The sequence below is a fragment of the Pseudomonas sp. RGM 3321 genome (assembly GCF_022836805.1).
GTDB lineage: Bacteria > Pseudomonadota > Gammaproteobacteria > Pseudomonadales > Pseudomonadaceae > Aquipseudomonas.
Genome location: NZ_JALHBH010000068.1, coordinates 1 through 5294, shown reverse-complemented (window position 1 = coordinate 5294; position 5294 = coordinate 1). Strand labels below are relative to the sequence as shown.

The following is a 5294-nucleotide window of genomic DNA, read 5'->3' as shown; positions in this document are numbered from 1 at the left end:
GCGCCTGCACTCGACGCTGCATTACGTAAGTCCGATGCAATACGAGCAGAACTGGCAAAGGCAACAACCCTAGATACTCGACCCCGACGCCGGGTTAAGGGATACGTTTCTCGGGGGCAAGGTCAGATTGAGCTACACGCTCTTCTTTGGTACCACGTTGCTTCGCTTGACCCATGAGATGAAAAAATCCATTTGGTAGTAGGGATGATCTTCATCAGGGCGAATGCCCACTATTTCAAGACCTCTCACGACTCAGTTACGCGACTTTCAGAAACGCGCATGCCTACGTAGACATAGGCGATAGGTAGACTCAGGACTACGCATCGGATGACGTAAAGCAAGGTTTCTTACCTGTCGCTGCGCCGACGCGTGAGAAGGATGCGTCTTCCATGCTGATGGAGGGCGGCCACTCTTTAGAACGTTTTCCTTACATTTTCAGTCTTCAATCCCTTCGGAGGTCGGGCAGCTCCACCGAACATGAACGGCGTCAAAAATGATATTTTTGCAGTCGACGGCGGAACGCTTCCTCAGATCCCTCCATGATGTCCAAGACGGCCGATGACGTCTCTTTCCGGTCTAGGCCGCCTTGAGCCCTCACTCGCCCCTTTCCTTGATGCGAGTCCAAGGCAAATACAAACTCAGCATCGGCGTTCACCGGCAGGTTCGCGTTGTGGGTTGCCAGGATGAGCTGACGCGCCTGTTTTGCCTGGCGCAGCAACGGGACGAGCTCCTTGTAGATGAAACTGGCGTCCACCTCGTCTTCGGGTTGATCAATCACAATAGGGCCGTCCCCCATCACCAGCAGCATATGGAGGATCGCAGTATTACGTTGACCTTCTGAGAGCTGGCCACCCTCAAGATTTCCCACCAGCGTTTTATCGGCCCGGTAAAGCTCAATGTCTACGACATCCGGGATCCGGCTCAGGCGGAAGTTTTGCCAAACCTCATCCTGTTTGAATAGGTAATCACCAATTTCGTCCTGGAACTGCTTCAACACTTCAGGGCCGTTCTCGGGATGCCTCAAGACATCCTCAATGTGCGCCCAAGGAGAAACGGGCTTGTTCGGTTCAGCTACAAAACTGTTGAGCAGCTCAATGCCGATGGTGAACCACTCCTTGCCGATGCGAGTTCGCCTATCCGGTTCGATGCTCATCCAAAGGGTTTCGAAGGCCGGCTGGTAAGCCATTGGTCTCACCGAAACTCGTATCGACCCTCCCGTTTTGCTGGTGAGTTCGGTGGCAGCTGCCACGCGACTTTGGGTCTGCGCCTCCCAGACAGCAAATAGTTGCGCCAGGGATGCGTCCAAGGCTTTCTCGGTACCGTCCAAGACATGGCGCTGACTGTTCTTTTCATCGAGCGCAAGCTGCTTGGCCTCCTTGCTACGATCGAGCTCTTGCAGGCGGCTCACGTCCTGCGGTTGAATGCCCTTCTTCGCACAGGCATCAATAAACGCCCGTTGCGCAGTGTCGAGGGCCTGAATTGCCTCTTGCCGCTCCACGTTTTGACCGAACAGCGTCTGAGTCTCAGCGGCCAAATCACCTACGATGACGGAGAGCTTCTCCTTGAATCGATTCCGTAATACCTCAGCCTCTTTTGCGTGACCGGCGATCCAGTTGGAGTGAGGCCAAGCCTCGGCAACGACGGTTTCATTAACTGGGACAGCATCCAAGGAGGTACCGGCAGCCTTGAGGATATCGAGATCAGCATCCGCTCGATCACGGAGGTCTTGAAGGAACCGCTTTGCTCGTTGCGCTTGCTGGTATGCCAGCGCTTCTTGTTGCACGTCTTTACGTGCCTGCCACTGACGTTCGAGCTCTACCAGTTCCTGCGAAAGCGTGACGACCTGTTCGGTGATGGCATTGACCTGACTGCGAGCTGCAAACAGCCTTTTGATCTCAGCAATGAGCGTGCGCTCTTCTCCGGCCAACCTGTTCAGCTCGTCGATACACGCCTCGTCCAGCATCATCAGCAACTGAGGTTGACCGTTTGGGGCAGTGAGGTCGCTCAGTTGTTGCTGGCTATAGAACTGAACCGGGATGTGGCGCAAGTACGTCGAAAGGTCGTGAGCCTCACCTTGAATAAGGGAGATCCCGGCCGCAGGTGAAAACTGAAGTGTATCGAGCTGGCCGGGAATGCCTTCCCATTCAACCTGAATCACGGCAGTGTCCAACAGCGTATCTTTTGCCCGATTCGCCTTGGTAACCGTTTTCTCCGATAGTGAGCCTCCCTGTTCACGGGCAAACATCATCCGAAGCAGTTCCAGGATTGTGGACTTGCCCGTACCACGAGCGCCAATCAAGGTGTTCAGGTTCGGGGAAAACACCAGTTGCTGATCTTGGAGATAGCGGGTGTTGGATACGCTGATCGAACGTATGCGAGGGTGCCGCTCCAAATCACTGGGTCGACTCTGCCCAAGACAAATTCTGGAATCTGGATCAAGGAAAGCTTGCTTTAACGCGGCAATTGATGGCTTCGAACACTTTACCCAGCTGTGACGGTAGCCCAGGGAGTTTGCCTTGGGGCTACCATGCTCATCCATCTTGAGCGACTTAGCATCCGACGATCGCACGAACGCCGGCTGCTGTCCTGGTCGTGACCACTGAGGATTACTACCGTTCAAGATGCTGGCCGTTTTAGGCCCGGGCGGATACTGAGTGACCTCGACGGCATACAAGTCGGGGTTTTCGTAGTCTGGACGATGTGATGCGTCGGCAAACATACCGTCATTTTGGTCGGCATGAGCAGGAATGACGAGCCCGCCATATTCCTTCTGAACAATGTCAATCAACGCCGCGAGGCTCACGGTACTGTTACGGTGGCGGAGCGGGCGAGGTTCGCCACGGTCAAACCGATCGGGCTCCGCGAGCCCCAGCTTGGTCAGCACCCGATTAACCTCAATCAAGTCTTGAGCGTTGCTCGTAGTCTCAAACAGGCAAAGGACGTGATATCCGATGTCCACCTCAAACCCTGGGAAGAACGAAATCGGCGGCTTACCCACTTCTCTCGCGACCGATTTGTTTTGCCTGAGCAAATGGGTCAAGAACCAGTCATTGGGATCAGGCTGCTCAGAGAAGTTGTGATCAGTAAGGCCGATGATCTGCAGTTCGAGCTGATGGCACCGCCGAAGGAAGATCCGGGCCTTGTCTTGAATACCTTCTTCAGAGATCACACCGTTGACTTTGGGTCGCCTGGGATTGCCCAGGCGCAGGTCAACGTCGTCCCAGTTCTTGCTGTCCTCAGGAGTCTGAACCTGAAAGTCAGCCTTGAACCACCGCATCCCTTGATAATCACTCACAGCCCTACTCCATTGAATTCTAGATACCGACATATTCTTGACTCTGCTGCAATCCGCGCACGCCCTGTTCAAGCACTGGACGGTTCTGCCCTCCAGGCGCCATGGCGCAAGGACGGCTGAGCTGAAACGCAAGGTCGTTTGAACCGCATCGCGACTTCGCGGGGATCCCAGCCCTGGTGGCACAACACGGACGTAGCTCAGTCCTCCAGGAGCGAATCACTGAACGCCTTAGCCAGCAAATCTATCATCACTTCAGATGCCCGTCCCTGCAGGAAATATTCATCATGGCTGGTCTCAAATATCTGCGGATTGATATGCGCGACCTTGGCCCGGTACCTCAATGCATGCAGAGGCAACTCCGCAGCTGGGTAAACCATGCCGGATGTTCCTACCGATAAAAACATGTCGCACGCTTGTGCTTCGTCCATAGCCTTAGCGCTACGGCTTCGTGAATCGCATCCATCCCGGATGCTGAGCTCGATGCCTCTGTGCATACCTTGGCTACTCGAATGAGCGGTTTCGAGAAGCGAGCCTTGGAAACAGGCAAAAAGATGGTGAATGGCCGTGCCGGCATTCCTTCAAAAGGTGATCTCTGGACATCCAATCATATCCTGCAAGGCGTCGATCTATGGCCTGAAGCTCAGGGTGCGTTCACTAAGATGCTTGATGCGGGTCTGGGTAAGGTAGGTGATTTCGAGCTCAACTTTGCCGAACGCTTGAGCGATCTTCCACGTGCCGTAATCACTGCTTGATTCCCACACAGATGCCCGCAGGTGGCGGGCGTCTACGGAGAGATGAGATATGAGCGCCTACATGATTTACGTCAGGGATCGAATCACTGACGCGCAAGAGTTCGGGAAGTATCAGGAACTGGCGCTGGCAGCATCGGTTGGCCATCCCGTCAAACCTCTCGCGTTTTACGGAGAAGTTGAAATGTTGGAAGGCCTTCCTGTCGATAGTGCAATTGTGATTGAGTTTCCAACGATGGCCGATGCCAGAGCTGCCTATGAAAGCCCCTTGTATCAGAAGGCTCTTCAGCATCGCCTAAGGGGCGCTGAGTACCGCGTCTTTATCGTTGAGGGGATAAGCGCCTGATCTAGACGTCAGGGCGCTTTTGAAATGTAACCTGCCTATGTGGCCTGGCATAGGCAGTGTCGGCATGGCCACCACATCTGATGCCATGCCGGGGCCCTATGCGCCCCGCCGTGATCGGCTGACGCAAGACATTGGAGCTGCAGGCACCAACGTATGCCTGCAGCGCCTTTAGTAGTCCCTTGCTCCCCTCCAGTAGGATTGGCCGCAGCTATACCATAGGATCCATGCGGCAATAGCCAAGAGCACCAATGTAACGACAGAGAACGAGGGTGAGCCGAACGAACCCAAAAGAAGGCCATCGACCAGCCCTCCTCCAGCAATAGCGCAGTTCCAGAAGGTGACCATCATTGACTGGGCAACATCCTGCGATACGCCGGCGGCATTGGAAATGCCAGTCAGAAACAGCGTCGCCGCCCCTCCAAATGCAAGTCCCCACACTGCGACCGCCACATAAACTGCGACCTGAGATGTCGGGAGCAAAATGAAAACCAGGCTCGTGATCGCAAACAGAAGAATGCTCAGAAACGTAAGCTGCCATAGCCACTGGGTGATCATCGTCCCCACTGCCCAAAGGCCTATAAGAGCCGCGACGCCGAACACGTGCAACACCCTATCCGTTTCTTCCGACAGCCCGGCCAGGGCCAGCTGAGGAGAAATGTACGTATAGAGAATGTTGTGGGAGAGCACGTACAGCAGTGTGAAGAAAAGTATGGGGCGGATCCCCGGCAAGACCCACACTTCGGCAAGGCTTCGGCGTTTCTCAGCGCGGATGCCAGCTGTAGTGGTCAACTTTTTCCGGACACCTCAATCGGTGATCGTCAGGCCGCTTGCCGCTCATACTGATTGGGCGGCACGTAGCCCAGTGTCGAGTGCAATCGCCCCTCGTTATAGAACCGCACGATGT

At 54.9% G+C, this 5294-nt stretch carries 5 protein-coding genes; 2 read left to right on the top strand and 3 right to left on the bottom strand.

Going from position 1 to position 5294, the window contains the following annotated elements; all coding sequences use genetic code 11:
- Positions 1–487 precede the first annotated feature (487 nt).
- Together RGM3321_RS00365 and RGM3321_RS00360 are read right to left on the bottom strand one after the other, a co-directional pair.
- Entirely contained in the window at positions 488–3295 is a 2808-nt protein-coding gene (locus RGM3321_RS00365) for a TrlF family AAA-like ATPase (RefSeq protein ID WP_244391077.1), read from the bottom strand.
- A gap of 197 nt (positions 3296–3492) precedes the next feature.
- Positions 3493–3723, bottom strand: a complete 231-nt coding sequence (locus tag RGM3321_RS00360) for a cobalamin biosynthetic protein (protein ID WP_244391076.1) — start codon at positions 3721–3723, stop codon at positions 3493–3495.
- An 81-nt stretch (positions 3724–3804) separates the two neighbouring features.
- On the opposite strand from RGM3321_RS00360, the gene RGM3321_RS00355 reads away from it, so the two are divergent.
- Positions 3805–4047, top strand: a complete 243-nt coding sequence (locus RGM3321_RS00355; protein WP_244391074.1) for a hypothetical protein — start codon at positions 3805–3807, stop codon at positions 4045–4047.
- A 49-nt stretch (positions 4048–4096) separates the two neighbouring features.
- Positions 4097–4390, top strand: a complete 294-nt coding sequence (locus RGM3321_RS00350; RefSeq protein ID WP_244391072.1) for a DUF1330 domain-containing protein — start codon at positions 4097–4099, stop codon at positions 4388–4390.
- A 168-nt stretch (positions 4391–4558) separates the two neighbouring features.
- Here the strand turns inward: RGM3321_RS00350 and RGM3321_RS00345 are convergent, their stop codons facing one another.
- The gene (locus RGM3321_RS00345; protein ID WP_244391070.1) at positions 4559–5179 is read right to left on the bottom strand and encodes a hypothetical protein; all 621 of its coding nucleotides are present in this window, start codon (positions 5177–5179) and stop codon (positions 4559–4561) included.
- Between the last annotated feature and the right edge of the window lie 115 nt (positions 5180–5294).